At 71.4% G+C, this 26,991-nt stretch carries 23 protein-coding genes and 1 pseudogene; 4 read left to right on the forward strand and 20 right to left on the reverse strand.

Translation table 11 applies throughout. From position 1 onward, the window contains the following. Positions 1-179: 179 nt before the first annotated feature. The 16 genes and pseudogenes from ASC82_RS15530 to ASC82_RS15600 form a co-directional block, all read right to left on the reverse strand. The gene (locus ASC82_RS15530) at positions 180-839 is read right to left on the reverse strand and encodes an MSMEG_1061 family FMN-dependent PPOX-type flavoprotein (RefSeq protein WP_056647563.1); all 660 of its coding nucleotides are present in this window, start codon (positions 837-839) and stop codon (positions 180-182) included. A 421-nt stretch (positions 840-1,260) separates the two neighbouring features. After that, the gene (locus ASC82_RS15535; RefSeq protein WP_056647566.1) at positions 1,261-2,433 is read right to left on the reverse strand and encodes an agmatine deiminase family protein; all 1,173 of its coding nucleotides are present in this window, start codon (positions 2,431-2,433) and stop codon (positions 1,261-1,263) included. 55 nt (positions 2,434-2,488) lie between these two features. Then, positions 2,489-3,940 carry a cytosine permease gene (locus ASC82_RS15540; protein ID WP_056647570.1) on the reverse strand — a complete coding sequence of 484 codons (1,452 nt, stop codon included), beginning with the start codon at positions 3,938-3,940 and terminating at the stop codon, positions 2,489-2,491. Positions 3,941-4,096: 156 nt separating this feature from the next. After that, positions 4,097-5,242 (reverse strand): agmatine deiminase family protein, encoded by a 1,146-nt coding sequence (locus ASC82_RS15545; protein WP_056647573.1) that lies wholly within the window; start codon positions 5,240-5,242, stop codon positions 4,097-4,099. Between the two features lie 27 nt (positions 5,243-5,269). Further along, on the reverse strand, positions 5,270-6,067 hold the full coding sequence (locus tag ASC82_RS15550; RefSeq protein WP_056647575.1) for an ATP-binding cassette domain-containing protein: 798 nt from the start codon (positions 6,065-6,067) through the stop codon (positions 5,270-5,272). Next, complete coding sequence (locus ASC82_RS15555; protein ID WP_056647578.1) at positions 6,060-7,055, reverse strand: ABC transporter ATP-binding protein; 996 nt, start codon at positions 7,053-7,055, stop codon at positions 6,060-6,062. The genes ASC82_RS15550 and ASC82_RS15555 overlap by 8 nt, the downstream gene beginning before the upstream one ends. Continuing rightward, a complete protein-coding gene (locus ASC82_RS15560; RefSeq protein ID WP_056647580.1) occupies positions 7,052-7,906 on the reverse strand; it encodes an ABC transporter permease in 855 nt (284 codons plus the stop codon). Before ASC82_RS15560 ends, ASC82_RS15555 begins: the two co-directional genes overlap by 4 nt. After that, positions 7,903-8,862, reverse strand: a complete 960-nt coding sequence (locus ASC82_RS15565) for an ABC transporter permease (protein WP_079039325.1) — start codon at positions 8,860-8,862, stop codon at positions 7,903-7,905. Before ASC82_RS15565 ends, ASC82_RS15560 begins: the two co-directional genes overlap by 4 nt. Further along, positions 8,859-10,535 carry an ABC transporter substrate-binding protein gene (locus ASC82_RS15570; protein WP_056647584.1) on the reverse strand — a complete coding sequence of 559 codons (1,677 nt, stop codon included), beginning with the start codon at positions 10,533-10,535 and terminating at the stop codon, positions 8,859-8,861. Before ASC82_RS15570 ends, ASC82_RS15565 begins: the two co-directional genes overlap by 4 nt. 79 nt (positions 10,536-10,614) lie before the next feature. Then, a complete protein-coding gene (locus ASC82_RS15575; protein ID WP_056647586.1) occupies positions 10,615-11,628 on the reverse strand; it encodes an agmatine deiminase family protein in 1,014 nt (337 codons plus the stop codon). 253 nt (positions 11,629-11,881) lie between these two features. Further along, the coding region (locus ASC82_RS31105) for an urease subunit alpha (protein ID WP_242427663.1) at positions 11,882-12,794 on the reverse strand (913 nt) is incomplete at its 5' end. 1 nt (position 12,795) lies between these two features. Beyond that, a pseudogene (locus tag ASC82_RS31110) lies at positions 12,796-13,733 on the reverse strand (urease subunit alpha); the annotation flags it as partial. Then, on the reverse strand, positions 13,730-14,425 hold the full coding sequence (gene ureA, locus ASC82_RS15585) for an urease subunit gamma (RefSeq protein WP_056647590.1): 696 nt from the start codon (positions 14,423-14,425) through the stop codon (positions 13,730-13,732). The pseudogene ASC82_RS31110 and the gene ureA, both read right to left, overlap by 4 nt. 169 nt (positions 14,426-14,594) lie before the next feature. Then, on the reverse strand, positions 14,595-15,173 hold the full coding sequence (locus ASC82_RS15590) for a TetR/AcrR family transcriptional regulator (RefSeq protein WP_056647593.1): 579 nt from the start codon (positions 15,171-15,173) through the stop codon (positions 14,595-14,597). Positions 15,174-15,183: 10 nt separating this feature from the next. Further along, the gene (locus tag ASC82_RS15595) at positions 15,184-15,813 is read right to left on the reverse strand and encodes a hypothetical protein (protein WP_056647595.1); all 630 of its coding nucleotides are present in this window, start codon (positions 15,811-15,813) and stop codon (positions 15,184-15,186) included. Between the two features lie 93 nt (positions 15,814-15,906). After that, positions 15,907-17,067, reverse strand: coding sequence for an agmatine deiminase family protein (locus tag ASC82_RS15600; RefSeq protein ID WP_056647598.1), 1,161 nt, complete (start codon positions 17,065-17,067; stop codon positions 15,907-15,909). A 111-nt stretch (positions 17,068-17,178) separates the two neighbouring features. Here ASC82_RS15600 and ASC82_RS15605 point away from each other — a divergent pair, with 111 nt between their 5' ends. From ASC82_RS15605 to ASC82_RS15620, 4 genes are all read left to right on the forward strand, one after another. After that, positions 17,179-17,808, forward strand: coding sequence for a TetR/AcrR family transcriptional regulator (locus ASC82_RS15605; RefSeq protein WP_277914787.1), 630 nt, complete (start codon positions 17,179-17,181; stop codon positions 17,806-17,808). A 221-nt stretch (positions 17,809-18,029) separates the two neighbouring features. After that, positions 18,030-18,770: an agmatine deiminase family protein gene (locus ASC82_RS15610; protein ID WP_056647603.1), complete on the forward strand. Its 741-nt coding sequence runs from the start codon at positions 18,030-18,032 to the stop codon at positions 18,768-18,770. A gap of 20 nt (positions 18,771-18,790) precedes the next feature. Beyond that, positions 18,791-19,666, forward strand: a complete 876-nt coding sequence (locus ASC82_RS15615) for a DUF4436 domain-containing protein (protein WP_056647606.1) — start codon at positions 18,791-18,793, stop codon at positions 19,664-19,666. A gap of 41 nt (positions 19,667-19,707) precedes the next feature. After that, positions 19,708-20,385, forward strand: a complete 678-nt coding sequence (locus tag ASC82_RS15620; RefSeq protein WP_056647610.1) for a 2-phosphosulfolactate phosphatase — start codon at positions 19,708-19,710, stop codon at positions 20,383-20,385. Positions 20,386-20,437: 52 nt separating this feature from the next. Here the strand turns inward: ASC82_RS15620 and ASC82_RS15625 are convergent, their stop codons facing one another. The 4 genes from ASC82_RS15625 to ASC82_RS31120 form a co-directional block, all read right to left on the reverse strand. After that, a complete protein-coding gene (locus ASC82_RS15625) occupies positions 20,438-21,745 on the reverse strand; it encodes an NAD(P)/FAD-dependent oxidoreductase (protein ID WP_079039281.1) in 1,308 nt (435 codons plus the stop codon). A gap of 102 nt (positions 21,746-21,847) precedes the next feature. After that, complete coding sequence (locus ASC82_RS31115; RefSeq protein ID WP_347336082.1) at positions 21,848-23,281, reverse strand: RICIN domain-containing protein; 1,434 nt, start codon at positions 23,279-23,281, stop codon at positions 21,848-21,850. 1,235 nt (positions 23,282-24,516) lie between these two features. Further along, on the reverse strand, positions 24,517-25,098 hold the full coding sequence (locus ASC82_RS15635) for a TetR/AcrR family transcriptional regulator (protein ID WP_056647612.1): 582 nt from the start codon (positions 25,096-25,098) through the stop codon (positions 24,517-24,519). Between the two features lie 55 nt (positions 25,099-25,153). After that, complete coding sequence (locus ASC82_RS31120; RefSeq protein WP_056647614.1) at positions 25,154-26,788, reverse strand: serine/threonine-protein kinase; 1,635 nt, start codon at positions 26,786-26,788, stop codon at positions 25,154-25,156. Positions 26,789-26,991 lie beyond the last annotated feature (203 nt).

The following is a 26,991-nucleotide window of genomic DNA, read 5'->3' on the forward strand; positions in this document are numbered from 1 at the left end:
GCGCCAGCACCGTCCAAGATTCCGGGGACCTGGTCGGCGACGTGCAGCAACCACGACACCGTGATCACTGGTTCGCTCGAAATCACGGTGGGAGAGCCGTCCATCTCCTTGCCCATCTCGTGGCACCGAACACCCGTAACCGGGGCCATCGTCGCTTTGCCCCTTCTCCGCTCAGCCCGTCACTCGTACCGGTACTTCAGCGAATCCGCCTCCGCCTGCTCGATGTCGGCGATCGTCAGCTCCGGCATCCGCATCTGAGCCAGCGTCACTTCGGCCGACGTCGGCTGGGCGTCCTGCGGCAGCCACTGCTCCGGCTTCCAGGCCCCGCTACGCAGGAGCGACTTGGGGCAGTGCGGGTACACCTCCTCGATCCCCACCACCAGCGCACTGGCCGGCGGCTTGCCCACGGCGGTCAACTGTGAGAGCAGATCCGGACGGGTGGAGACACAGGCCCGGCCGTTGACCCGGAGCGTCGTGGTGCGCCCCGGGATGACGAACAGCAGCCCGGCTCGTCCCGTGGCGATGACGTTCTGCAGGGTGTCCAGACGCTTGTTGCCCGTCGCGTCCGGTATCGCCACCGTCCGCGCGTCCAGCACGGCGGCGAACCCGGCGGGGCCCCCGCGCGGGGACACGTCACAGTTGCCCTCGGCGTCCGCGCTGGCGACCAGGACCAACGAGGAGCAGCCGATCAGCCGGCGGGTCTGCTCGGTGAGTTCGGTCATCTGCTTCCGCAGAGCCGTGTCCTTGGGGAGCTCGTAGGCCTGGCGCAACGCCTGCGGGTCGGTCACGGCGTCAAGGAGGAGCGAGTCGAAGGCACTGCCGGTAAGGGATGTCGTCATGCCCCGAACCTAATACGCCGACCTGCGGTCGTTCCTGGGAGGGGGAACGAGGACACCCCCCATGCGTCACGGCCACCGCGCGATTCGCGGACGGGGCGTGCGCGCGGTGGCACGCTGTTCGTTCAGGAGGTCGGGAGTGGGGTCGGAACTCCCGGCAATTCGCGTACCGGTCGGGGAGGGATCCGATCAGTGGACGAGCCGGACCGCTCGGCGTCGAGTGCTGTTGCGTCGCCACTTCTACGCGCTGATGGACCTTCCCGAGCCGACCGGCCCCGCGTCACTGGAATCGTCAACTCCCATGTCTTCAGGACCTGTTGAGGTGTGTGCGGCCATGCCGGCAACCCGGGTCTCGAAGGCGAGACCCGGGCCGGTTCTGCTCAGTGATCGGTCGGTTGCGCCGCGGTCAGCGGTTGCGCCGTGGTCAGCGGTTGGGCTCCTGCATCGTGACGCAGTGCGCGCCACCGCCGCCGTTGCCGTAGAGGTTGTCGAGGTTGAGCTGGACGACCGGGCGGCCGTAGGCGGCGGCGATGGCCGTCTTGGCCGCCGCGTCCTTGGCGGTGTCGCCGAACTGGGTGGTGATGACCGCGCTGTTGGTGACGGTCCAGTTCATGTAGGAGCTGAGGAAGTCCTGTCGCTGGCCCGCCGGGATGCGGGGCAGCGTGTCGGGGCCCTGGATGGTGAGGACCTGGAGCCGGCGGCCCCTGGCGTCGGTCGCGTTCACCAGCACGTTGTGGATGGCCTGGGCGTTGGCGGTCCAGACGTCCGGGCGTACGGCGCCGGCCAGTTGCACCATCACCACGCCGGGCTTGATGTACCGGGCGGTGCCGTCGATGTGGCCGTCGGTGACGTCCTGCCCCTTGACGCCGGGCAGCCAGATCATCTTGGTGGCGCCGAACCGGGACAGCAGCTCCGCCTCGATCTGGCTGCGGGACTTGCCCGGGTTGCGGTTGCTGTTCAGCCAGCAGCTCTCGGTGGCCATCAGGGTACCGTCGCCGTCGTACTCCACGCCGCCGCCCTCGCCGACCACGGACGCCTTCGCGAACGTGACGCCGTTGTAGGCGGCGAGCCGCTGCGCGACCACGCGGTCCTTGTCGTAGGCCGAGGCGGGGATGCCGTAGAAGCGCGTGGCGTTCTCGCCCCAGGCGTTGAAGTTGAGGCCGAAGGCGTCCATGCCGCCGGCACCGTCGACGCGGAACAGCGGGCCGGTGTCGCGCATCCAGCAGTCCGAGACCGGGACCGAGCTGATCACCGTGACGGTGGACCCGCACATGCTCCGGGCCTGCGAGGCGGCCGACGAGCCGTCCGCGCACATCACGACGGGCTCGTACTTGGCGACCTCCTTCGCGAGCTTGGCGATGTCGGCCTGGATCTTGGACAGCAGGCTGCCCCAGATCGTGTTGCTGGAGGGCCAGGCCATCCAGGTCCGCTTGTGCGACGTCTCCTCGCCGGGCACGCGCCAGGACGCGGCCTGGGCGGGCTGGATGCCGCCGAGGACGGGTCCCACGGCAAGTCCGGCCGCGACCGCGCCGGTTCGGGCCAGGAGGGTTCTGCGGTCGATGCCCGGTCGTCGTTCGCCGTCGTGCTCTGTCTTCACGTGATGCTCCTTCTCGGAAAAGCTCGGGAGGTTCCTTACGTGCAGCGCGCGTCGTTCAGTGGAGTGGTTCCAGCAGTCCCTCCTCCCGGACCATCCGGCGCTCGGTCGCCAGATCGAGGCTTCGGGCGAACGCCCAGTACGCGCCGCCGGCCACGGGGAGGCCGACGAAGATCGAGCAGTCCACGCCGCCGAGGAGCTCCGCGACGGGACCGACGTAGAGGCCGGTGATGACCATGAAGGGAGCCATGCAGGCGAGGCCGATTCCGTAGGCGAGGTTGCCGCGCCGGCCCCATCTGCCGTAGATGCCGTCCGGGTTGAAGATCTCCTTGACGACGTACTGGCCCCGTCGGGCGAAGAAGAAGTCGACCAGGTTGATGGCCGTCCACGGGATAAAGAGGTACGTCAGCACCACCACCACGTTGGCGAAGAACCAGTTGAACTGGTCGATGCCGACGAGCGTGGAGACGGTCCCGACGGCCACCAGCATGATCCCGATGGTCGCGACCCGGATGGTCCGCGTCGGCTTGACCGGCCGGAACGAGTCCATGATCGAGATCATGGTGAGGCTTCCGCCGTACTGGTTGATCGCCATGATGGAGAGCAGCCCGACCAGCAGGACGACGACGGCGACCGTGCCGAACCCTTGGAAGAGCCGGTCGGCCGCCAGTTTCAGGGCGGTCACGGGGTCGGTGCCCTCGGGGGCTCCGGCGGAGACCACGGCGCCGAGGATGAACACCCAGATCCCGGAGATCGCACTGGGCAGGAACGTCCACCAGAAGGTGCTGCGGACGGAGACGTCGGGTCTGAGGTAGCGCGAGTAGTCCGAGACGTACGGCGCCCAGCCGAGCTGGAAGCCGGCGACGAAGACGAACACGAGCATGAAGGGCGCGAGGTCGAACGGGCCGGCGTCCCAGACCCCGTCCGGCAGTCCCCCGCCGAAGAGGGCGGACAGGGTGACGGCCGCGGTGATCACGACGAAGGGCCAGGTGAGCCACTTGTTGATCCGGTGGATCCACTCGTACCCGAAGAGGGCGATCACGGTCGCCACCGCGGCGGCGAGCACATAGCCGACCCCGTTCGGGACCCCGGTGAGCAGGTTCATGGCCTGGCCGGACAGCAGGGCGTCGGACGTGTTGAAGGCTATGTAGTTGACCAGGGCGAAGACCCACACGGTGAGCGCGGCTCCCAGGTAGCCGAACTGCGGCCGGGACTGGACGAGTTGGGGAAGGCCGAGCTGGGGGCCCTGTGCCGAGTGGAACGCCATGAAGAACGTGCCGAAGAGGGAGCCGAGGACGGTGGCGATGATCGTCCAGACGAGCGAGGCACCCATGGAGAGCGTCACGACGCCGGTCGCGAGGCCGGTGAGGTTGAGGCTGCCGACGAACCAGATGGCCCCGACGTTCGAGGGCTTGCCGTGCCGTTCCGCCAGCGGCACCCAGTCGATCGAGTGTTGTTCGATGCCCGCGAGAGGTGCGGAGTCATGCGTCTGCGAGGCAACTGGCCCCATGTGGGCTCCTGTCCAGGGTGCGTCCATGAATCCGTTCAGCGCCCATGACCTCGGGGCGCTGAACGGTGGGCTCACCCTAGGGACTGACTCAAATTTCAGTCAATGCTCCGGACAGAGTCATTGACGGAATTTTCAGGAGTGCCGGGCCGACCGCCCTCAGGCGGCGGGCTGCTGCTGCGTGACGCAGTGGATGCCGCCGCCGCCCGTGCCGAGACGGTCGATGTCGAGCTGCTCGATGCGACGGTCGGGGTAGAGGCGGGCCAGGGTCGCCTTCGCGGCCTCGTCCGCCCTCTTGTCGCCGAACTGGGCCGAGATGACGGCGTCGTTGCAGAGGTAGAAGTTGGCGTAGGAGGCGAGGAAGTCCCGGTTCGCGGAGCGGATCCTGTTGTAGTCCGGGCCCTGGAGGCGCATGACGTCCATCGCCCGGCCGGCGGCGGTCGTCGAGGCGGACAGGACGCTGTACTGCTTGCGCGCGTCGCGGGCGTAGTCGTCGGTGTCGGCGGCGATCGGCATCTGGACGAGGGCCTCGCCGGGGGCGAGGAACCGGGACGTGGCGTCGACGTGGTCGTCGGTGATGTCCTGGCCGTAGACGCCGTCGAACCAGATGACCTTGGACGCGCCGTACGCGTCGCACATCGCCCGCTCCAACTGGCGTTCCGATATCCCGGGGTTCCGGTTGCGGTTCACGATGCTGCTGCGGGTGGCCATCAGGGTGCCGGCGCCGTCCTGTTCGATGGCCCCGCCCTCTCCGACCAGGTCGGCGTAGGTGAAGGGGACGCCGACATAGGCGGCGATCCGCTCGGCGACGAGGGCGTCCTTCGCGTGGGTCTGCTTGTCGCCCCAGCCGTTGAAGTTGAGGCCCACGGTGTCGAGTCCGCCGTAGCCGTCGGTACGGAAGACGGGCCCGGTGTCGCGCATCCAGCAGTCGTCGACGGGGATGGAGCTGATGACGGTGACCGTGGGGCCGCACATCTGGCGGGCCTTGGCGGCGCTGCCGGGGTTGGCGCACAGGACGACGGGCTCGTACTTCGCGATCGTGCGGGCGATCAGGGCGATGTCCGCCTGGACGCCGCTCAGTTTGCCGCGCCAGATGGACGTGGTGTCCGGCCAGGCCATCCACGTACGGGTGTGGCGGACGTCCTCGACCGGTACGCGGAAGACGCCGGCGGCCGGCGCGGCCCCTGCCCTGTCCTGGAGGGTCGTCGCGAGGGCGGCGCCGGCCGCGGTCAGGCCCGCCGCCGCGAGGAATCGGCGCCGGTTCAGCCCGGGCCCTGCGTGTCGGCCGACGGTGTGGTCGTTCATGGCTTGCCTCCAGTGTGTCAACTGCGGTCAGAGGGCCCGGCGGGCCGCGGCGATCGCCTCGGGATCCCAGCCGGGACGGGGCACCGACTCCAACAGGAGCCGGGTGTACGGGTGTTGGGGCGTGGCGAGCACCTCGGCCGTGGGGCCGGCCTCGACGACGCGGCCCTGCCGCATGACGATGACGTCGTCGGTGACGCAGCGGACGACGCCGAGGTCGTGGGTGATGAACAGGTAGCCGATCCGGGTCTCCGCCCGGATGTCGGCGAGCAGGTTGAGGATCTGCGCCTGTACGGAGACGTCGAGGGCGGCGACCGCCTCGTCCAGGACGAGCACGGCCGGTTTCACGGCGAGTGCGCGGGCGATGGCGACGCGCTGGCGCTGGCCGCCGGAGAGCTGGCGCGGCCGTGCGTCGGCGGCGCGGCTGCCCAGGCCGACCTGGTCGAGGAGTTCCCGTACGCGCCGGTCGTGGTCGGCGCCGGGGAAGTGCAGCCGCAGGGTCTCGCGCAGCACCTGCTCGACGCTGGTCCTCGGGTCGAGGGAGAGGTACGGGTCCTGGAAGACCATCTGCACCTGGCGCGCCCGTGCCAGGCGCCGGGCCCGGCCGCGGCCCCGCACGTCGCGGGCTCGGCCCCGTACGAGGACGTCTCCGTCGTCGGCCTGCTCCAGACCGACGACGATCCGGGCGGTGGTGGTCTTTCCGGACCCGGATTCGCCGACGATGCCCAGGGATCCGCCTTCGGGGAGCGCGAAGGACACGTCGTCGACGGCGCGGACGCTTCCGAAGGTGCGTTGGAGGCCGACGGCCTCCAGTGCGTACTCAGGCATCGACGGGGCTCCCTTCGAGACGGTCGCTGTGGTGGCAGGCGGCCTGATGGCGCGGCAGGCCGGGCGCGGGCTGCGGCTCGGGGGCCTGCCGGGCGCAGATCTCGGTGGCCAGGTGGCACCGGGCGGCGAACGGGCAGCCGGGCAGCTCCTGCCGGAGGTCGGGCGGCTGGCCGTCGATGGCGGCGAGCCTCCCCTGCGGGGCCTCCAGGCGGGGCGTCGAGGCGAGCAGCGCCGCGGTGTAGGGGTGCCGGGGCCGAGCGAAGAGGGCTTCGGCGGGGCCGCTCTCGGCGATCCGTCCGGCGTACATGACGTAGACGCGGTCGCTGATGGCGGCGGCGAGGTCGAGGTCGTGGGTGACGAAGAGCAGGCCGGTGCCGAAGCGTTCACGGAGTTCGGCCAGGAGGGCGACGACCTCGGCCTGGGTGGTGACGTCGAGCGCGGTGGTGGGCTCGTCGGCGAGCAGGAGGGCGGGGTCCCCCATGAGGGCCGCCGCGATCATGACGCGTTGGAGCATGCCGCCGGAGACCTGACCGGGGTACTTGCGCAGGACCGAGTCGTTCAGTCCGACCGCGCGGAGGAGTTCGGCCGCCCGGGCGGTGGCGTCCGCGCGGCCCATGGTGCCGGTCAGGGTGACGCTCTCGGTGAGGAAGTCGCCGATGCGGCGCAGGGGGTTGAGGGCCGCGCGCGGGTCCTGGAAGATCATCGCCACCGCGCTGGTGCGCAGGGCGCGCAGCTGGTCGGTGTCCATGGTGAGGACGTCCTCGCCGCGTACGCGTACGGCGCCCTCGACGACGGCGCCGGGCGGCAGCAGGTTCAGGGCGCTGCGCGAGGTGAGGGTCTTGCCGGACCCGGACTCTCCGACGAGGGCGATGGTCTCGCCGGCGGCGACGTGGAGGTCGACGCCGTCGAGGACGGGGCGGGCCGTGCCGGGCAGGGTGATGCGCAGGCCTTGGACGTCGAGCGTGTGGGGAGTCTGCGTGGGTCTCATGGGGTCCTCCTGGCGACGCGGTCGGCCCAGCGTTCTCCGACCACGTTGAAGGCGACGACGGTGAGCACGATGAACACGGAGGGCAGGATCGCGGACAGCGGGTAGCCGTGCTGGATGGCGGTCTGGCCGTCGAAGACCATGCGGCCCCAGTCGGGGGTGAGGGCGGGGATGCCCAGGCCGAGGAAGGACAGGCCGGCGAGGTCCATCAGTGCGTAGCCGAAGTTGATCGTGGACTGGGCGAGGACGACGGGCGCGATGTTGGGGAGGACGTGGCGCAGGCAGATCTGGAGGCCGGAGTGGCCTTGGACCTGGTAGGCGCTGACGTACGGACGGGCGCGTTCGGCCAGGACGAGGGAGCGGGTCAGCCGGCTGACGTACGGCAGGTAGGCGATGGAGAGGGCGATGACGGGGGCGATCAGGCCTTCGCCGTAGATCGAGATGATCAGGATCGCCAGCAGCATGCCGGGGAACGCGAAGACCAGTTCGGTGCTGCGCGACAGGACGGAGTCGAGCCAGCCGCCGCGCCAGGCCGCCGCCATGCCGACCGCGACACCGGCGAGGGTGGAGAAGACCACGACCCCGAGCGGTCCGAGGAGCGAGGTGCGGGCGCCGAGGAGCAGCCGGGACAGGGTGTCGCGTCCGGCGGCGTCGACGCCGAGCAGGTGGTCCGGGGAGGGACCGGCCAGCGCGTTGCCGAGGTCGATGGCGTTGGGGTCGTACGGCACGAGCCACGGCGCGAGGAGCGCCACGGCGGTGACGAGGGCGACGAAGCCGAGACAGAGCAGGTACAGCGGGGACCGGGCGGTGCGGATCTTCGCGAGGCCGGGCCGGCGGGTCAGGACGGCGGTCATGCGGAGGAACTCCTCGATCCGAGCGTGATCCGCGGGTCGACCAACGGCAGCAGCAGGTCGACGATCAGGTTCACGGTCATGAAGAGGGCGACGATGATCAAGGAGATGGCCTGGACCGTCGGGAAGTCCTTGGTCGTGGTGGAGAGCTCCAGGAGCTGGCCGACGCCGCCGATGCTGAAGGCGGTCTCCACGAGGATCGTGCAGACGAGCAGGGTGGAGACGATCAGTCCGCCGGTGGTGAGGACGGTGCCGAGCGAATTGCGGAAGACATGGCGGCGGATCACCTGGTGCTCGGGGACGCCCCTGCTGCGGGCGACGGTGACGTGCTCGCTGTCGAGCGCTTCGGCCATGGCGGAGCGGGTGACCCGGGCGAGCATGCCGATCAGGTAGAGCGCGAGGGCGATCGCGGGCAGGGTCAGGTGCCAGATCCGGTCGAGGAAGCCCTCGCCGGACCCGCTGCTGGGGAACCAGCCGAGGTTGACGGCGAAGAGCCCCTGGAGCAGCACGGCCGCGACGAACGACGGGGTGCCGACGGCGAAGGTGGTGCCGACGAGGATGGCCGAGTCGGTGCCACCGCCGCGTACGGCGGCGATCCAGCCCAGGGCCAGGCCGATCACCGCGACCACGACCAGCGCCATCGCGACGAGCAGCAGCGTGGTGGGGAGACGGTCGGACAGGAGCCGGGAGACGTCGGTGCGGTAGGTGATGGACCGGCCGAAGTCCCCTTGCACGATGTCGCCGAGCCAGCGGAGGTACCGGACGTGGAACGGGTCGTCCAGGTGGTACTGGGCGTTGATCGCGGCGAGGGCCTCCGGCGAGGCGGAGCGTCCGGAGAGCAGGAAACTGGCCGGGTTGCCCGGCGCCAGGTACATGGCGCCGAAGACCACGAACGACGCGGCGAGCAGGGTGGCGGCCATCTCCGCCACCCGTCGTGCGGCGAATCTCAGGAAGTTCACCGCACGGCCCCCGCGTCCGCTGCCCCGACGTCCGCGGCCCACGGGTAGTACATGTACGCGATGGTGGTGGGGGCGCCGGTGATCCTCTTGTTGAGGAAGACCGCGGTGGGCCACTCGGCGACCGGGATCCACAGCAACTGCTCGACGGCGTGCTTCTGCAGCTCGGTCTCGATCTTCATCCGCTGGTCGGGCTGGTAGACGGCGGTGGCCCGGTCGACGAGGGAGTCGTAGCGCTTGTCGCTGTAGCCGGCGAAGTTCATGTAGGCACCGGTCTTGAAGTTCGTCAGCAGGTCCAGCGGGTCGGTGATCGAGTCGTAGTAGGTGAGCGGGAACATGTCGATGCCCTCGCGCGCCTCGGGGTCGGTGAAGAGCGCCGTGAAGGCGTTGGGCGCGATCGTCTTGAGGTTGATCTTCAGCCCGATCTGGCTGCCGGCGGCCTGGACGGCGGTGGCGAGCAGCGAGACGTCCTGGCCGATGGAGCTGGTGGCGACGGTCAGGGTCTTGCCGGTGGCTCCGGCCTCCTTGATCAGCGCCTTGGCCTTCTCGATGTCCTGCGCCGCGGGCGGCAGCGCGGCGAAGGCGGCCTTCCGGGTCTGCTCCGATGCGCCGGCCCAGGCGGCCCGGGTGGTGAGCGAGTTGGTGACGGTGCCGGCGCCGCCGAGCCCGGCCTTGACGAACCCGGACCGGTCGAGGGCCAGAGAGAGCGCCTTGCGTACGCGGAGGTCGCCGAGCGGGCCCTTCATGTTGGTGACGTTGACGTTGACCGTGCTGAGGCCCTCGCCGAAGTACAGGGTGCCGAGGCCGCTGTCGCGCAGACGGCCGTAGCTCTCGGTGGGGATCAGGTAGCCGCCGTCGACGTCCCCGCTGAGCATGGCGTTGGTACGGGCGGAGGGGTCGGTCAGGACCCGGAAGACGGCCTTCTTCGCCTTGGCCTTGGTGCCCCAGTAGCCGTCGAACCGTTCCAGTTCGATCGACTGGCCCTTGCTCCAGGTGCCGAGCTTGAACGGGCCGGTACAGGCGAGGTCACCGGTGGTGCCGTAGTCCTTGCCGGCCGCCTCGACGCCGGACTTGGAGGCGACGACTCCGGCGGCGGTCGCCATGTACTGGGGGAACTGGGAGTCGGGCTTCTTGAGCTTGACGGTGACTTGGAGCGGGCCGGTCTTCCGTATCGAGGCGACGTTCTGGAAGTTCTGCGCCCAGGCGGCGGCGTTGTCCGGGTCCCGCTGGCGGCCGAGGCTGTAGACGACGTCGTCGGCGGTCAGCACCTTGCCGTCGTGGAAGCGCACTCCGGCCCGCAGGTCGTAGATCCAGGTGGCGGGGTCCGGGTTCGACGCCTTCCGCGCAAGGCCGGGCTGGAGGGTGAGCCCCGGGGTCCAGCGCATCAGGCTCTCGCACACGTTGGACAGGATCGTGTTCTGCGGGTAGTCGAACGCGAGCGTGTAGTCGAGGGTGGGCGGCTCGGCGTAGACGGCCCAGGTGAAGGAGTCGATCTCGCCGCGGGCCGGCGGCGTCGAGGCGGACAGCTTGACCTCGGCGCCGGTGACGCCCGCGTCCTTCGGCGGGCCCGAGCAGGCCGCGAGGGCGGCGAGGGAGGTGAGGACGGCCGTCGTCACGGCGATCCGGCCGTGCCTGCCGCGGGGCCGTCTGCCGCCCGGCGAGGGGGGTGTGGTCATCGTCGCGCTCTCTTTCCGTGAGGGGTGCGGGGGCCGGAGGGCCGCTGGAGCGGCCCTCCGGGAGCGGTCCGTGCTCGGTTCAGGCGGTGGCCGGTACGGCCGGGACCTGCTGCGTGATGCAGTGGACGCCGCCGCCGCCGTAGGCGATCGCGGGCGCCCGCACCCCGACGACCTTGCGGCCGGGGTACGCCGCGGCGATGACGGCGAGCGCTTCGTCGTCCTGCGGCACACCGGCCACGGGGACGACGACGCCGCCGTTGGCCACGTAGTAGTTCAGGTAGGACACCTCGACCCGGCCGCCGGCGATGTCGGCGTAGGCGGTCTGCGGGACGTCGACGATCTCGAACGGGCGGCCCTGGGCGTCGGTGGTGGCCTCGAGTACGGCGCGGTTGGCCCGCGTCCGGGCGTAGTCGGGATGCGCGGGGTCGTCGGGCAGGGAGACGACGACCCTGCCGGGTGCGGCGAAGGCGCAGACGCCGTCGACGTGCCCGTCGGTCTCCGTGTCCAGCAGGCCTCCGTACGGAAGCCAGACAACCTTGTCGACGCCGAGCCGGGATTTGAGTTCCGTCTCGATCTCGTCCCGGTTCATCCCCGGGTTCCTGTTGGGGTGGAGCAGGCACTGCTCGGTCGTGATCAGCGTGCCTTCGCCGTCGACGGTGATCGCCCCGCCTTCGAGGATCATGTCGGAGGCGATGCGCTCGACGCCGAGGTGCTCCAGGAGGAGGGCGCTGACCCGGTCGTCGGAGTCGTACGGGTGGTGCTTGCGTCCCCAGGCGTTGAAGCGGAAGTCCACGCCGGCGCGGTTGCCGTCGCCGTCGAGGACGAAGATCGGGGCGGAGTCGCGAAACCACGAGTCGTCCTGCTCCAGCTCCACCACGGTGATCGCGTCGCCGCACGTCTCCCGGGCCTCGTCGCCGTGGCCGGGCGGCGCGACCATGGTCACCGGCTCGAACGCGGCGATGGCGCGGGCGACGTTCGCGTACTCCTCCTTGACCTCGTCCAGCACGCCGCCCCACAGGTCCTCCCGGACGGGCCAGGCCATCAGGCACCCCTCGTGCGCGGACCACTCGGCGGGCATACGGAATGCAGTCATCACGGGTCTCTCTTCGTGTCGCCAGAAGTACCCGTCGGCGGTGGCCGGCTCAGCCTGGCGGATGTGCGGGACGGGTACGCGGTGTGAACAGCATCCTCCTCTCGACTGAAAATTCAGTCAAGAGGATGGATACAGCTTTCAGGTGGAGGGATACGGCTTTGGAGAATCGGCCAGCCGGGCCGGATTACAGGCAGTACCCGGCCGGGCTGCAGGAGGCACCCGGCCCGGGCTACAGGGCAGCACCCGGCCCGGGCTACAGGAAGTACAGGCGGCTCAGCGACACCTGCTGCGCCGGCTCGGAGCGCATCGGATCGCCGTCGAGGGTCACCAGGCCGCTGCGCGGATCGACGTCCACCTGCCCGAGGCGGGAGTTGCGCAGCATGTCGGCCGGGCCGATCCCCCGGGTACCCCGTACCGCCACACGCCTGCGCCGGGTGCCCAGCGTGTCGTACGGCGAACCGAAGGAGCCGGATTCGGCGGCGGCGCGGCTGACGAACGCGACGGAGAGATCCGCGGGCGCGGCGCCGTGGGCGCCGAACAAGGGCCCGAGGACCAGGGGCTCACAGGTGTCCGTGGCCGCGTTCGGGTCGCCCGTGACGCCGTAGGCCGGGAAGCCGGACTTGAGGACCATCTGCGGTTTCGCGCCGAAGAACGGCGGGCGCCACAGCACGATGTCGGCGAGCTTGCCGATCTCGATCGAACCGACCTCGTGGGCGAGGCCGTGGGCGATCGCCGGGTTGACGGTGAGCTTGGCGATGTACCGCAGGACCCGGGCGTTGTCGTCGTGCGGGCCGTCGCCCTCCAATGGGCCGAGCTCGGCCTTCATCTTCCCGGCCATCGCGAACGTACGCCGGATGGTCTCCCCCGCCCGGCCCATGCCCTGCGCGTCCGACGACGTGATGCCGATCGCGCCGAGGTCGTGCAGGACGTCCTCCGCGCCCATCGTCCCGGCCCGGATCCGGTCGCGCGCCATGGCGGCGTCGCCGGGCAGGTCCGTCTTGAGCGCGTGGACGGAGACGATCATCCCGTAGTGCTCGGCGATGGCGTCCCGCCCGAAGGGCAGGGTGGGGTTGGTGGAGGAGCCGATGACGTTCGGCACGCCCGCCATCTTCAGGACGTTGGGTACGTGCCCGCCGCCACAGCCCTCGATGTGGAAGGCGTGGATCNGGGTTGGTGGAGGAGCCGATGACGTTCGGCACGCCCGCCATCTTCAGGACGTTGGGTACGTGCCCGCCGCCACAGCCCTCGATGTGGAAGGCGTGGATCGTCCGGCCGTCCAGGACACGGAGGGTGTCCTCCACCGACAGGCACTCGTTGAGGCCGTCGCTGTGCAGGGCGACCTGCACGTCGTGCTCCTCGGCGACGCGCAGCGCCGTGTCGAGGGCCCGGGTGTGGGCGCCCATGTCCTCGTGCACCTTGAAGCCGGACGCCCCGCCCTCCGCCAGGGCCTCGACCAGGGGCGCCTCGTCGGAGGCGGACCCCCGGGCCAGGAAGCCGATGTTCACCGGCCAGGCGTCGAAGGCGTTGAACCCGAGCTTCAGCGCCCAGGGCGAGTTCACGCCGACGCCCCAGCTCGGCCCGATCTCCTGGCCGATGATCGTGGTGACGCCGGAGGCCAGGGACGCCTCCATGATCCGCGGGGAGAGCAGGTGGACGTGGGTGTCGATCGCGCCGGCGGTGGCGATCAGGCCCTCGCCCGGGATCATGGTGGTGCCGGTGCCGACGACGACGTTCACGCCGTCGAGGGTGTCGGGGTTGCCGGCCCGCCCTATGGCGTGGATCCGGCCCTCGCGGATGCCGATCGACACCTTGCGGATGCCCTGCACGGCGTCGATGACGAGGACGTTGGTGATCACGACGTCACAGGTGTCACGGACGGCCGCGGCCTTCAGGTGCATGCCGTCACGGGCGGTCTTGCCGAAGCCGGCGAGGAACTCGTCCCCGTGCGCCTGCGAGTCCGACTCCACCCGCACGACGAGCCCGGAGTCGCCGAGCCGCACCCGGTCCCCCGCGCGGGGGCCGTGCACGGTGGCGTACTCGTACGGGTCGATGTGCCGGCTGCTGCCCGGCGCGCAGTGGTCGCTGTGTCTGGTGGGCTTGCTCATCGTTCTGCCTCTTCCGCTCCCAGGTAGCCGCAGGCGGCGGCGCGCTTCAGGGCCTCGGTCTTCGCGCCGGGCGCGTCCAGCGGCCCGTCGACGAGACCCGCGAAACCGATCGCGATCCGGTCCCCGCCCATCGGTACGAGTCCGACCTCGGCGGCGGCGCCGGGATCGAACCGGGTGGACGACCCGGCCGGGGCCGCGAGACGCATGCCGTACGCGGCGGCCCGGTCGAAGTCCAGCCGGGGATTCGCCTCGAAGAAGTGGAAGTGCGAGGTCACGCTGACCGGGACCGCGGCCGTGTTGCGGACGGCCAGGACGGTCACCGGTTCCGGCTCCGGCAGGGTGTCCGTGTGGGGCAGGACGGCGCCGGGGGCTCCGTCGTCGTGTTCCACGTCGCCGAAGGGGGCGCTGATGACGGCCAGCCGGGTGCCGTCTTCGAACACCGCCTCGACCTGGATCTCCGTCACGACGTCGGTGACGCCGGGGAGCACGTCGTCCGGGCCGAGCACGCTACGACCGCGGTCGAGGGCCTCGGCCAGCCGGAGGCCGTCGCGTGCGGCCTCGCACACGGTGTCCGCGATCAGCGCGGTCGCCTCCGGTACGTTGAGCCGCAGCCCGCGCTCCAGGCGCGTCCGCGCGAGCTGGGCGGCGGTGAAGAGCAGCAGCCGGTCCCGCTCCGTGGGTGTCAGAGGCATGGGGTCCCTTCCTTCTCGCCGGAATGCCTGCGCGGCTCACTGTGGCATTGACTGAAATATCAGTCAATGGCGAGGGGAAGGCGGGGCTGGGCGGGGCGGGTGGGACGGGGTGAGGCAGAGCTGGACGGGACCGGGGACGAGGGACCGCGGGTCCGGGGGACCTACGCGGTCAGTTGCCCAGCCGTTCGACCTCGGCGTCGATGGCCTCGCTCAGCAGGGTCCTGGCGTGCGTGATCTGGAGCGTGCCGCTGAGCCAGCGCATGCTGAGCCCCTCCAGGAGGGCGGTGAGACGCTCGGCGGCCCCGGCGAGGGCGACCGCCGGAGCCATCGGACGCACCTGGCCCAGCAGGGCCGCCACCTCCTGGATCCAGGCGAGCGTGGCCCTCGCGAGGTCCTCGCGCAGGAGGTCGTCGAAGACGGCGCTCGCGCGCAGCTCGCCCCAGGCGGTGCTGTTCTCCCTGACCTCGGTCGTGTCCTGGAGTTCGAGCAGGAGCGTCTGGTCCAGCTCCTCGCGCGGGCTGAGCGGTTCGGCGTCCGGATCGCGGTCGGTGGTGTAGCGCTCGGCGCGGTCGCTGATGAACTCCAGCGTCTTGCTCAGGATCCCGGCGCGGTCCTTGAAGTGGTAGTAGATCAGCGCGGTGGACACGCCCGCCTCCGCGGCGAGCTCCTCCACCCGCAGGCCGCGGACCCCGCGCCGGGCGATCACCCGGGCGGCGGCTTCGAGGATCTGAGTGCTGCGAGACGCCATGGCCCGAACCTTACCGGCCCCCTCCGGACACGGGATCACGGCCCTGACCCGCGGGAGAGGGGCGGGACCGGACGAGGTCGACCTCGGCCCCGTCGCACGCGTCGGCCCGTACCTCCAGGAAGGCGTCGCGCTCCTCCAGCGCCCGCACGAGCCGCCCGCGCTGAGCGGCCAGCGCTCCGGCGAGACCGGGCAGCACCCCGCACACGATGCCCGCGGCGAGGACGACCGTCACGTCGTACGCACGCGTCAGGTCGTACGCGAGCGTCCGCGCCGGCTGCACGGCCGACCGGGCCGCGGCGACCGCCAGGGGCACCGTCACGGACACGGCGAGGACGAGGAGGCGGTGGCGGAGACCGGCCCAGGCCAGACCCGCCGTGTAGGCCACGACCGTCAGTGCTCCACCGGTCAGCGGCTCGAACGCGAGGAGCGTGGCCGCGGCGACCAGCGCCGTCGCGGGCCGTCGCCGGCGGACGAGTACCGCCGCCACCGCCGCTCCTGCCACGGCGAGCCGGCCCGCCGAACCGAACGGCGCGCCCTGCCCGGAGCTCCGGCCGTCCCAGACCGGCAGGGCCACGACCGTGGCCGCCACCACGGCGATCAGCACGAGGTCGGCGGCCAGGGGAGGCATCCTGTTCCGCATCCGGTTCCTCATACGGCTCCCCATACGGCTCCCCCTGGACGCGCCGGTCGCCTTCGGCCGACGGCGACCGGCGCGTCATCCGGTGTTCGCCGGTCAGAGGACCGGGGGAACGGCCGGCTGCGACTGGGTGGCGCAGTGGATGCCACCGCCGCCGCTCGCGATGTTGTCGATGTTCAGCTGCACGACGTTCCGGCCGGGGTACGCGGCCTGGAGGATCGCGTAGGCCACGCCGTCGGCATAGCCGTCGCCGAACTGGGGCACGATGACGGCGCCGTTCGCCGTGTAGTAGTTGGTGTAGCTGGACAGGAAGCCGGTGCCCCTGCCGCGGATGGCGCGGCGGTCCGGGCCGGGGAGTTCGGTGACCGTCAGGCGGCGGCCCTGCGCGTCGGTCGCGCTCAGCAGGGCCTGCTTGGTCTCCTCGTAGACGGCGACCCACTTGCTGTCGGTGCCCGGGCCGGGCTGGTCGAGGATGACCTGTCCCGGTGCGACGAAGCGGGCCAGGCAGTCGATGTGGCAGTCGGTGATGTCCTGGCCGGCGAGTCCCGGCACCCAGATCACCTTGTCGATGCCGAGCGCCGACTTCATCGCCTGCTCGACCTGGTCCTGCGTCATGCCCGGGTTGCGGTTGGAGTTGACGAGCGAGCTGACGGTGGCCAGCAGGGTGCCCTGGCCGTCGGTCTCCAGCGAGCCGCCCTCCCCGACGAAACCGGCCCGCACGCGCGGGACTCCGTACTGATCGAGCAGGGTCGCGGCCGCGGCCGCGTCGTTGGCGTAGGGCTGCGCGTACGGCGTGCCGGTCTTGCCCCAGCCGTTGAAGTTGGTGTCCACGCCCGCGACGGCGCCGGGAGCGACGACGAAGGTGGGCCCGAAGTCCCGGATCCACAGGTCGTCGTTGGCTATCTCGAGGACGTCGATGCCGTAATAGGCCCCCGCGCCGCAGGCGTAACGGGCGTCGGCCGCCTGCCCGGGCCGGGCGAGCACCACGACGGGCTCGTAGCGGGAGATCGCGTCGGCCACGCGCGCGATGTCGGCGCGGACGCCGCCGAGCTGGGTGGACCAGACGGACGACAGCGCGGGCCAGGCCATGAAGGTCCGGACGTGGGGGTCGGTCTCCGCGGGCATCCGCAGCGTGGCGCCCGAAGGGCCGGTGGCGGCGCGGGCCACCGCGGGCAGCGCCGACCCGAGTGCCGCGAGCGGGAGAGCCGCCGCGCCGAGCTGGAGCAGGCGGCGCCGGGAGGTCGTGGGCGTGTCCATGGAACTCCTACCTGAGGGAGGGGGAGGCGGGTGTTTCCCGCATGCTGCCGCAGACTGAAAATTCAGTCAATGTGTCACACTGTTGGTTCAGACCACCCGGAGGGGGAACACGTGGCGACGGACCGCCGAACGGCCATCTTGGAAGGCGCCGCCCGCGTCATCGCCCGGCGAGGCGTGCGCGGGCTGCGCATGGAGGAGCTGGCGGCCGAGGCCGGGGTGTCCACCGCGCTGATCTACTACCACTTCAAGGACCGGGCCGGCGTCCTCCGCAACACCCTGGAGTTCATCAGCGACCGGGCCGACCGGTACACGTCCGACGGGGACGACTCCGCCGGGCCGCGCGACGCCCGGCAAGACCTGGAGCAGACCCTGCTGCTGGAGTTCCAGGACCTCCCCGAGGTCCGCGAGAACAGCACGGCGTGGGGCGAACTGCGCGCCAGCGCGATCTTCGAACCCGAGCTGCGCGGGGACGTGGCCAGGGCGACCCTGGCCTGGATTCACGACGTCGCGGAGCTCCTGGGCCGCGTACGGCCGGCGACTCCCGCGCCGGCCCTGACGGTGTCGGCGGAGCGCCTGACCGCCCTTCTGGAAGGGCTCAGCACGCGCTGGCTCAGCGGCGCACTCCCCCTGACCCACGCCCGCGAGCTGACGAGGGACGCGGTCGCCGTGGAGGTCGAACGGCTGGGCGAGCGCGAGCCGGCGCATGCCGGGGCGGCCGTACCCCAGGGCGCCATGAGGTGAAATTGACTGAACCTTCAGTCGCTGTCCGTGTGGCCAGGGTGTAGGGGCGACACGAGGCCGGGTCCGCCCCCGCGGTATCGCCGATTCACGGCGCGGCACGTGCACCCTGTTCACGAGCACGAGCACGGGCACGGGAACGGATCGCCATCCATGCCCCTCGCCTCGGCGCCTCCCCCCACCTCCGGATCCCTGATCCCGGCTGCTCACGATCGGAAACCCCTGTGTCCGACCTCCCGCCCTCCCGCCGTTCGGCACTGCGCGTGCTCGCCGGGTTCGGCGCGCTCGCCCTCGGCGCCTCCGCGTGCGGCACCGGCGACTCCGAGCGGGCAGCCGGCCCGTCCACCACCGGGCAGTCCGCCCCGAAGGACGAGGACCGGCGGATGCCCGCCGAGTGGGAGAGCCACGCCCGCACCTTCATGTCGTGGCCCGCGCTCGCGTCCGTCTGGGAGGACGACCTCCCCTTCGTACGGAAGGACATCGCACGGATCGCACGGGCCATCTCCGAGTACGAGCCCGTCGTGATGATGGCCCGGCCCGACCAGCGGGCCGCCGCCCAGAAGGCCTGCGGCTCCGAAGTCGTGGTCCTCCTGGACCGGGCGTTCCCCGGCACGCCCCCCGACTCGTGGTCGCGCTCCTCGGATCAGGCCCTGTCCGTCCTGAGCGAGGCGACCGACGCCCGGGGCCGGCCCTTCGAGATCATCGACCTCCCGCAGCCCGACCCCGACCTGATCACCGGCTACAGCGACGCCTTCCTGTCGACGTACGCGAACTTCTCCATCGGCAACGACGCTGTGTACATGCCCAAGTTCGGCGACCAGAAGGCCGACGCCAGGGCGCGGGGAATTCTGCAGGAGCAGTTCCCCGAGCGGGACATCGTGCAGCTGGGCATCGACACCATCGCCACCGGCGGCGGCGGGATCCACTGCGCGACCCACGAACAGCCCGGCAAGCCGGTCGCGTAACCCCCATCCAAGGAGCCTCCGTGTCCGAAACCCGACGTCACAAGCCGAGGCGGGGCCGGATCCTCCCGACCGCGCTGGCCTGCCTCACGATCCTGGCCGCCATCGGCGTGGGCGCCTGGGTCCAGTTCGGCGAACGCCAAGCGCTGGACACCGCGTACAGCGCGGGCAGTTCGGCTCCCGACCGCGTCGACATCGAGGCCTCGGTCCAGCGTGTCGACGCCGCCGGGCGGGAGCTGATCCTGCGCGTCCTGGTCACACCGCGGGGAGAACTGGCCGAGTCCGGCGGCATCTCGCCCACCGAGGACCTGACGCTCCAGACGTCGGCCTCCACCCGCGGCGACCTCTCCTTCCCGGCACACAGCCGCATCTCGACGAAGGACCTGGCCGTCGCGCTGACGGGCGGTTCGATCACGGACTACCCCTTCGACGCCTACGACGCCGCGATCGAGTTCAGCGCCACGCAAGGCGGCGAGCGGGTCCCCGTCCGGATGACCCTGACCAACAGCGACGCGCTCTACTCCGCCGCGGTGGACGCCTCGGAGATCAACGGCGCCGCCGTGTTCGACGTCGGCCTGGGGCGCTCCAACAGCGTGCTCGTCTTCGCGGTCTTCATGATGGCCGCGATGTGGGCGCTCGCGGTCTCCGTCCTCATCGGAGCGTGGTACCTGGTGACCCGCCGCAAGGGACTCACCTGGCCCGCCCTCGGCTGGATGGCCGCCACCCTCTTCGCCCTGGCGGCCTTCCGCAACGCCGCGCCCGGAACACCGCCCATCGGCTCTCTGCTCGACTACCTGGCCTTCCTCTGGGCCGAGGCCGTCATCGCCTGCTGTCTCATCACGGTGGTCATCACCGGCTTCAGGGCCGAGCGCGACCCAACGGCCGCAACGACGCAGTAAATTCACGGACTTCGGCGCGGGCATGCGCGATCATGATCCGAATGGACGCCCGATTCCTCGCCATCCCCGAACTGGTCGACACCCCGCCCGTGGCGGTCGTCATCGACGTCATGCGCGCCTACACCGTGGCCGCCTGGGCCTTCGCCCAGGGCGCGGAGAAGATCGTGCTCGCCGAGTCACTGGACGACGCCCTGGCACTCAAGGCCCGCCACCCGGACTGGGTCGCACTCAAGGACGGTCCACCCGCGCCCGGATTCGACGCCGTCAACTCGCCGTCCATGCTGCGCTCGGTCGACCTCGGCGGACGGACCGTCGTCCAGAAGACCACGGCGGGGACCGTCGGCGCCCTCGCGGTCAAGGACGCGCCGCTGGTGCTGTGCGCCGGCTTCGTGGTGGCGGAGGCGACGGCCCGGCTCCTGCGTGAGCGCGGAAGCGACCAGGTCACGTTCGTGGTCACCGGCGAGGACGGCCGGGCCGATGAGGACCTGGCGTGTGCCCAGTACATCGCGCGGAGGGTCACCGAGGCCGACACGGACGCCGCGGAGTTCCTCCGCCGCGGCGCCGAGTCACGCGCCGCCGCCGAGCTGTTGGAGGGCGTACGGCAAGGATCGCACCCCGACGACGTCGCGCTCTGCCTGGAACTCGACCGGTTCCCCTTCGCCATGGTGGCGACCTGGGAGGGCTCGCTCATGGTCCTGCGTCCCCACCCCGTGCCTTAGGGCGTGTCCTGCCGATCATGCCGGGCTCGCGGCGGCGCGGCGGCGCGGTTCATCACGCGGATCGCGCGGCTGCCGTCCTGCGGTGCTTGATGTTGACGGCCGCGGCCTTGGCCACGACGGCGGGGCTCAGGAACTGCAGCGGGCTGATCAGGCGGGACTGGAACAGGTGCATGTGGCGCGCCAGCGACTCGTCGCGCGCCGCCGCCGAGAAGATCAGCCGTTCCATGGGGTTGAACGGACGGGCCTTGGCGAAGTCGACGGCCAGGCGCTGGTGGCCTTGCAGCCGCCCGTGTCTGCGGGCGTACGCCGCGAGCGACTTGTCGAGGTCGCCGCCGCCGGCCGCGGCCGGTGCGACCGCCTCCGTCAGCCACGTCGCGGACTCCAGGGCCCACCCGCATCCGACGCCCCACAGGGGGTCGCCGGTCAGGGCGGCGTCTCCGATGAGCGCGACGCCCGGGGCGGTCGGCTTGCGGCTGCGCAGCGGGTAGTTGACCGCACCGATGATCTTCGAGACGCGCTCGGCGGAGTCGATGGGCGGTGCCTCGGGCAGGGCGCGGACGAAGTCGAGGAAGCTGCCCTCCAGGTCTTCCCGGAAGGCCGGCAGCCGCTTCTTGTCGGGGAGGACCGCGAGGACCGTCACCCCGTCGTCGTTCGGGAACGCGTACGCCATGTCGGGTTCGAGGAACCAGGTCTGACCGATCCCGCCGTGCAGCGGCAGGTCGCGGAAGTGCGCGAGGTAGCCGAACCGGGTGTTCTCGAACTGCCGGGACGGTATCCCGGCGTGCTCCGCCACGGCCGAGTCCTTGCCGTCGGCGCCGACCACGAGCCGCGCCCGCACCTCGCGCTCGCCCTGAGGAGTCGACGCGCGCACCCCCACGGTGCGGCCGGCTTCCCGGATCAGGCCGGTCACCTGATGGCCGAGGAGCAGGTCGACACCGGGGGTCTCCGCCGCACGGGCCCTGATCAGGGGGTCGAGGACGCTGCGCCGGATGTTGTACCCGTACGGCAGCTCGGGTCCGCCCGCCGCGGCCCTCGGCTCGATCCATCCCCAACGGGTGTACCAGCGGGCGTCGTTGCGGAGGGCGCCCGCCTTCGCGAGCGCGGGGACCAGGCCGAGCTCGTCCAGCACCGGGTAGGCGTTGGCCGTGATGGAGTGCGTGCACAGCACCTTGTACGCGGCGGGGTCCGAGCGGCGTTCCAGAAGGGCGACACGGACGCCGCGGCGTGCGAGCAGGATCGCCGCGGCGCTGCCGGCGAGGCTCGCTCCGCTGATGACGACGTCGTAGTCGGGCGCCGCTTCCTCGCGTACCGCTTCTTCACGTACCGCGTCGTCCTGTGCCGCGCTCTCAGGCTTGGTCATGCGCTGATCGCTCCTTCGGGGCGGGGTGCCGTACCGGCGGGTAATACGGCACCCATACTGTCAGGCGCATGACCAAGCTGTTACCCCTGGAAGCAGTCCACGTCAGCTGACCGTCCACTGCTGCAAGGCCGAGCCGGTGTCCGGCTGCTGGGTGACCGCGGCGCCGTTGGTGGTGGACGCGGTGGTGAGCAGGAGGCCGCTCTTCACGGACGTGATGGCGTACGACCCACTGGCCAGCCGCGTCACCGTCCAGCGCTGGTTGGTGCCTCCCGTGCAGGTCCACTGGATCACCTTGGCGCCGGCTGCCGTCGACCCGCCCTCGATGTCGGCGCAGAGCCCCGACTCGGCGTTGGCGATTTCGTACGAGCCGTCGGTGCGGCGGGTGAACCGCCACGTCTGGTTGGCGCCGCCGTTCGGCGTCCAGGTGACGAGCTGCGTACCGGCGGTGGTGCTGTGGCCGGGGTTGTCCAGGGCCTTTCCGCTCGCGGTGAGGCCGTGGTTGCCGTCGGAGATCCCGTCAGGGGCCTGGCCGACCGCCGTCAGGGTCAGGGTCTGCTCGCTCGCCGTGCGCGTCCCGCCCACCGCGTTGCCCGTGGTGTTCGTCCAGCTGCGGGTGGGGGTCGTCTCGGCCAGGCGGTTCGCGGTGCCCGACATGCCGATCACGAGGCCGCTGTAGCGGTTGACCAGGCGGTACGTGCCGTTCGGCGAGCCGTCCGCGGAGGAGGCGCCGGGGATGACGAACCACTGCTGCCCCACGCCGGGACCGCCCGCGGGCGCCGCGGTGACCGTCGGCTTGGCGCCCCAGGCGCGGTTGGCGGTGGTGGCGGAGTCGACACCGAGGAGCTGACCGGTGCCGGAGTTGGCGATGCGGTACGAACCGTCTCCGTTGGCGTGGAAGATCCACGATTCCAGCGCGTCGCCGGTGGCCGACGGCACGGACGTCGTGGCCGAACCGCCCGAGACCTGGGCGAGGACACGACCGCCCGCGCTCGCGATGCGGTACGCCTTGCTCGTGTCGACGGGCGCGGCGGGCGCGGAGGAGTCGATCGCGAGGTTGACGTACTCGCTCGACGTACCGCCCGAGCATCCGAAGGAGCAGTAGGAGCGGAAGTTCTTGCCGACGATCCCCGAGCCGGTCTTGTTCACACCGTCGAGGAACCAGCGGTACCAGGAGGCGTTCTTGTAGCTGCCGGTGTCACCGAGGCGGAACCACTTCTGGGTCGCCAGATTGTCGGTGGCGTAGATCTCCTGGGGAGCGTTGCCGCTCTGGTCGACGGCCTGCGGCTCGCCGATGTACAGCCCCAGGTACGCGTTGTAGGTGATGTCCATGACGAACAGCGGGGACGTCGGGGGCGTCAGGCCGGCGGCGACCTGCTGGCTCACCGAGCCGCTGCTGGCCGGGTTGTACTCCTTCGACGTCGGCGTGTAACCCGTCGTGCTGCCGGAGCCCACCGGGACCATGTTGCTCTCGCGGCCGCCGACGCCGGGCTGGGACCAGGCGCCGTCGTACCACTTCTGCCACGTACCGGGCGCCATCTTGCCCGAGATCGGGGCGCGGGCGACGTGTCCGTAGAACGCGGCCCAGCCACCGCCCTTGTTCACGATGCGGGAGCCGTAGAAGGCGTAGAAGTAGCCCGAGGCGGTGTCCACGAAGAGCCGCTGGTCACCGGTGCCGTAGTGGTACGTCTGCTGCGGGAAGGCGGCGGTGTCACCGCGCTTGGTGCTGTACGGCGAGGTGATGACGTGGTCCTTGATGGACCAGGTCCGGCCCTGGTCCTTGGACACGGCGTAGNGGTGTCACCGCGCTTGGTGCTGTACGGCGAGGTGATGACGTGGTCCTTGATGGACCAGGTCCGGCCCTGGTCCTTGGACACGGCGTAGTCGATGCCGTCGTAGTGGACGCCGTCGCCGAAGGGCTGCGGCGTGAACTCGTTGTGGACGAGGCCGTACCAGTCGCCGGTGTCCGGGTCGACCCACACCCCGGCCAGGTCGCAGAAGTTCTTCTGGGAGTAGGACGATCCGGCGGGCGGGGAGGTGGACTCCAGACCGGTCGGGCTGTTGTTGCACCGCCACGTCGTGTCGTTGTTCTTGTCGTCGGCGTTCGCCGGGTTCACCGCGTCGCTGAGCGCGCTCGACCGGACGGCGGTGTCGAAGTTCGTCCCGGTGAAGAAGGTCCATCTGCGCTGCTGCGTCGATCCGTAGAGCGCGTGGGCCTGCTGGAAGTAGAAGGTGCCGTCCTTGTCGATGTAGGTGGCGGCGGGGGTGTCGTCGGGCTGGGTCCACGAACCCTTCGCTCCGACAGTGACGTTGTAGGTGGCGGCGCTCGCGTTCGCGGTCCCGCTCGCGGTCGCCGACGCCGGCGCCGTCGCCGCGGCGCCGCCTCCGGCCACCGCGAGGGCCACGGCGACGACCGTACCGATCAGGCTTCTTCGAGGAGCTGACAAGGGTGACTCCCTGGGGGGTGGACTACGACTCCGTGCGCCGCCTCCGTGGCGGCGATGTCCACAGAAGCGCGCCCGGCGAGCTGTGCACATGGACGCTCGCCCGGCGGGGCTTGGACTTTCGGGCCGGCGGGGAGTCGGCGCGGTGACGACTACAGCGCCACGACGGAGGGAGTCGGCGCGGCTACGGCCGCCATGCGACGGAGGGAGTCGGTGCGGATACGACTACCGCGCGACGACGGAGGGAGTCAGCGTGGCTACGACTACCGCGCGACGACGGACGGAGTCGGCGTGGCTACGGCCGCCATGCGACGGACGGAGTCGGTGCGGCTACGACTTCCGCAGCCAGGACAGCTCCACCTCGACGGCCTCCGACAGGAGGGTGCGCGCGTGGTCGATCGCGAGGCAGCCGCTCAGCCAGCGCATGCTCAGGCCCTCCAGCAGGGCCGTGAGCCGCTCGGCGGACGCCGCGAGCCTGACCGCCGGCGCCATGGGCTGCACCTGGCCGAGGAGCCCGGCCACCTCCTGCACCCACACCAGGGTCGCCCGGGCGAGGTCCTCGCGCAGGACGGGATCGAAGACGGCGCTCGCCCTCAACTCGCCCCAGGCCGTGCTGTTCTCCCGGACCTCGGGGATGTCCTGGAGCTCCAGGAGCAGCACCTGGTCGAGCTCCTCGCGGGGGTCGAGCGGCTCCGCCGCCTCGGCCTGGGCCGCGGTGTACCGCTCGGCGCGGTCGTTGATGAACTCCAGCGTGTGGCGCAGGATTCCGTTGCGGTCCTTGAAGTGGTAGTAGATCAGACCGGTCGAGACCCCGGCCTCTTCGGCCAGTTCCTCCACACGGAGCCCGCGGACCCCGCGCCGGGCGATCACCCGGGCGGCCGCTTCCAGGATCTGAGTACTACGAGATGCCATGTCACGAACCCTATCCGGACCGCCGGACGGCGCCCGCGCTCGGCCCGGGCCCCCTTCAGCCGTTGCGCCGGTACTGGCTCAGCACGACCGTGACAGGGCCGTCGCCTGCGCCCCCGTCGACCAGTCGCGCCACGACGAGCCGCCGGCCATCGGCGCTGCGGACGCAGAACGGCCGCTCGTCGGCGAGCTCGTCGTACGCGAGGCTCGTCACCGGTTCCGCGTCGATCCCCCGCTCGCAGTCGGCGGGGCCGAGCACGTACCCCGAGGCGACGAAGGCGTCGGCGTCCTCGGGGAGCACGAACCCGTTCTTGTCGCGGGCGAGGTACCAGTCGGCGGTCTCGGCGGGCGACACCTTCCCGGTGTCCAGGTCGAACTCGTAGCCGTCGTCCGGCGCGGTCAGCTCCACGTCCGCGTAGCCCGCCGCGTAACCGGCGGCGGGCCCCGCGCCGCCCCCTTCCGGATCGGTCGGCCAGTACGCGACCCCGGCCGCCGCGGCCAGCGCGACGAGGACGGCGGCGCCGCCCGCCATCAGAGCCGTACGCCCCCGACGGTTACCGCGCCGGCCCCGGCGCACGGCCGGTTCGTCGTGCCGTACGGCCGATCCGCCTCTCCGCCCCGTCGATCCGTCCGGCGCACCGGCGTCCGGCGCGACCCGCTCCGTGGGGGTGGGGACCACGGGCGCGGCAGCCCGCGTGGGACGGTCGTGCGGCGAGAGCCCACCGGGGAGCGGGAGCTCGTGGGGCGACCGGAGCTCATGGGGCGACCTTAGGTCGTCGTACGACCGCAGCTCGTCGGACGCCCACGGCTCGCCCGGCAGCCCGAGCTCGCCCGGATCCGGCGACGGGCCGACCGCCGGGTGCGCGCGGACGGCGGCGATCAGCTCGGCCGGGGTGGGACGCCGCTCCGGGGCCTTGGCCAGGCAGTGGCCGACGAGCTCGCGCAGCTCGACCGGTACGCGCGAGAGGTCGGCGGGCTCGTGGACCACGCGGTAGAGGGCCGCCGACTCGGGCCCCGCCCCGAAGGGCAGGGCGCCCCCGGCGACGTACGCGGCCAGCGCGCCGAGCGCGAAGACGTCGGTCGCGGGCGTCACGGCGTGCCCGAGGGCCTGCTCCGGGGCCATGTACGCGGCGGTGCCGATCCGCAGACCGGTGCCGGTGAGGCCGGTGGCGTCGGCGGCGCGCGCGATGCCGAAGTCGATGACGCGCGGGCCGTCCTCGGCGACGAGGACGTTCGCGGGCTTGAGGTCGCGGTGGATCACGCCCGCCCCGTGGATCACCTGGAGGGCCTCGGCGATCCCGGCGACGAGGCGCAGCACGGTGGGCGCGGGGAGCGGACCGTGGCGCTCGACCACCTGCTGGAGCGAGGGGCCGGGGACGTACGTGGTGGCGAGCCAGGGGACGGTGTCGTCGGCGCCGGCGTCCACCACCTGTGCGGTGAAGAGGCCGTGGATGCGGCGGGCGCTCTCGACCTCCTGCGCGAACCGCCGGCGGAACTCCGGGTCGGCGGCGAAGTCCTCGCGCACCACCTTCAGGGCGATGGGCCGGCCGCCCGGGGTGTGGGCGAGGTAGACGACGCCCATGCCTCCGGAGCCGAGCCGGGCGTGGACCCGGTAGCCGCCGATCTCGTGGGGGTCGCCGGGCGTCAGCGGCTGGTGGGCCGGCTGCACCAGGGGCGGCTGGGTGGAGGACATGAGCGGCTCTTTCGGCGGTACGGAACGGCGGGGCCGCTCGGGCACACGGCGCACCCTGCGCCCGAGAGTGCCCGTTGGCTAAAGTTTCAGTCAATATAGCCCCCGGCCCGGATGGGTAGTCGTCGAGCCGCCGCCGAACCGGCGCCGAACCGCTCCCGAGGTGCCCACCGGCCCGCATACCAGGGCCTGCACGCCGACCGCGA

This window comes from Streptomyces sp. Root431 (genome assembly GCF_001426585.1).
Lineage (GTDB): Bacteria > Actinomycetota > Actinomycetes > Streptomycetales > Streptomycetaceae > Streptomyces > Streptomyces stackebrandtii.

What these genes read in the sequence shown, in the direction of transcription:
- ASC82_RS15530 (WP_056647563.1), bottom strand. Translation starts at nt 839, where the DNA reads ATGACGACATCCCTTACCGGCAGTGCCTTCGACTCGCTCCTCCTTGAC.
- ASC82_RS15540 (WP_056647570.1), bottom strand. Translation starts at nt 3,940, where the DNA reads ATGGGGCCAGTTGCCTCGCAGACGCATGACTCCGCACCTCTCGCGGGC.
- ASC82_RS15545 (WP_056647573.1), bottom strand. Translation starts at nt 5,242, where the DNA reads ATGAACGACCACACCGTCGGCCGACACGCAGGGCCCGGGCTGAACCGG.
- ASC82_RS15550 (WP_056647575.1), bottom strand. Translation starts at nt 6,067, where the DNA reads ATGCCTGAGTACGCACTGGAGGCCGTCGGCCTCCAACGCACCTTCGGA.
- ASC82_RS15555 (WP_056647578.1), bottom strand. Translation starts at nt 7,055, where the DNA reads ATGAGACCCACGCAGACTCCCCACACGCTCGACGTCCAAGGCCTGCGC.
- ASC82_RS15560 (WP_056647580.1), bottom strand. Translation starts at nt 7,906, where the DNA reads ATGACCGCCGTCCTGACCCGCCGGCCCGGCCTCGCGAAGATCCGCACC.
- ASC82_RS15570 (WP_056647584.1), bottom strand. Translation starts at nt 10,535, where the DNA reads ATGACCACACCCCCCTCGCCGGGCGGCAGACGGCCCCGCGGCAGGCAC.
- ASC82_RS15575 (WP_056647586.1), bottom strand. Translation starts at nt 11,628, where the DNA reads ATGACTGCATTCCGTATGCCCGCCGAGTGGTCCGCGCACGAGGGGTGC.
- ureA (WP_056647590.1), bottom strand. Translation starts at nt 14,425, where the DNA reads ATGCCTCTGACACCCACGGAGCGGGACCGGCTGCTGCTCTTCACCGCC.
- ASC82_RS15590 (WP_056647593.1), bottom strand. Translation starts at nt 15,173, where the DNA reads ATGGCGTCTCGCAGCACTCAGATCCTCGAAGCCGCCGCCCGGGTGATC.
- ASC82_RS15595 (WP_056647595.1), bottom strand. Translation starts at nt 15,813, where the DNA reads ATGCGGAACAGGATGCCTCCCCTGGCCGCCGACCTCGTGCTGATCGCC.
- ASC82_RS15600 (WP_056647598.1), bottom strand. Translation starts at nt 17,067, where the DNA reads ATGGACACGCCCACGACCTCCCGGCGCCGCCTGCTCCAGCTCGGCGCG.
- ASC82_RS15620 (WP_056647610.1), top strand. Translation starts at nt 19,708, where the DNA reads ATGGACGCCCGATTCCTCGCCATCCCCGAACTGGTCGACACCCCGCCC.
- ASC82_RS15625 (WP_079039281.1), bottom strand. Translation starts at nt 21,745, where the DNA reads ATGACCAAGCCTGAGAGCGCGGCACAGGACGACGCGGTACGTGAAGAA.
- ASC82_RS31115 (WP_347336082.1), bottom strand. Translation starts at nt 23,281, where the DNA reads ATGGCGCCCGGTACGTGGCAGAAGTGGTACGACGGCGCCTGGTCCCAG.
- ASC82_RS15635 (WP_056647612.1), bottom strand. Translation starts at nt 25,098, where the DNA reads ATGGCATCTCGTAGTACTCAGATCCTGGAAGCGGCCGCCCGGGTGATC.
- ASC82_RS31120 (WP_056647614.1), bottom strand. Translation starts at nt 26,788, where the DNA reads ATGTCCTCCACCCAGCCGCCCCTGGTGCAGCCGGCCCACCAGCCGCTG.